An 875-nucleotide genomic window follows, 5' to 3' on the forward strand; every position below is an offset into this window, starting at 1 on the left:
TTCAGCGGGTCGGTATGGGTCAGCAGGTTGCCCGCTTCGTCGTAGGTATAGCCGTCATAACGGCCTTCCGCATCGCTTTTACGGATCAGGCGATAGCAGTCGTCATAGTCGAAATGCAGGATGGCGCCGTCGGGGCGGACGATGGTTTCAACCTGCCCCTCGTTGCTGTACTGATAACGGGTAACGCGCCCCATCGCATCGGTATGGCTGAGCAGACGGCCCAAACCGTCGCGCTCCATCAATACGGAGCTGCCGTCGGCAAACACCCGTTTGGTCAGCTCGTTGTTGTAATCGTAATGATATTGCTCGGTACGGCCCAACACGTCGGTCACCTCGGTATAACCGTCGTGATAGGTAAAACGCCATTCCTCGCCCAAAGAAGTCCGGTTGCGCAACACCTTGCCGGTCGGGGTGTAATGGTCGTATTCGTATTCCGATACCAATCCTGCCGCATCGGTGTGCGACACCATCAGGTTGTTTTTATAGCCGAAGCTGCGTTTGACGTTGCCGTCGCGGCCGATGACGCGGATCAAGTCGCCACTATTATTGTATTCGTAGCGGACCAGCGGACTGCCGACTCGGACAGCTTCGCCGAAGACCGGCAAACCTTCCAACAACGACACCGACAACAGCCGCATTTTAGGCGACTGCTCATCTGCCACATTGCCGAAGTTCAGCGAGAACACCCGACCGTTGCCATCGATGACGTATTGCGGCAGACCGGTCAGCGGATGATAGACGAAACGCTGATGGTTGCCGTTGGCGTCTTCCACCGCCACCAACGGGAAGAGGGTGGCATCTTCGTCCGAACCGTCTTCCGCGACGACCAAAGGCGCAAAACGCAACGCTATCGAACCGTCCAGCGAAGCAATGAC

Annotated in this window: 1 pseudogene; it reads right to left on the reverse strand. The window is 57.0% G+C overall.

Going from position 1 to position 875, the window contains the following annotated elements:
• Positions 1-875 (reverse strand): annotated as a pseudogene (locus HMPREF2572_RS13900) (RHS repeat protein); the annotation flags it as partial.

The organism is Neisseria sp. HMSC064E01 (assembly GCF_001808875.1).
GTDB classification, from domain to species: domain Bacteria; phylum Pseudomonadota; class Gammaproteobacteria; order Burkholderiales; family Neisseriaceae; genus Neisseria; species Neisseria sicca_A.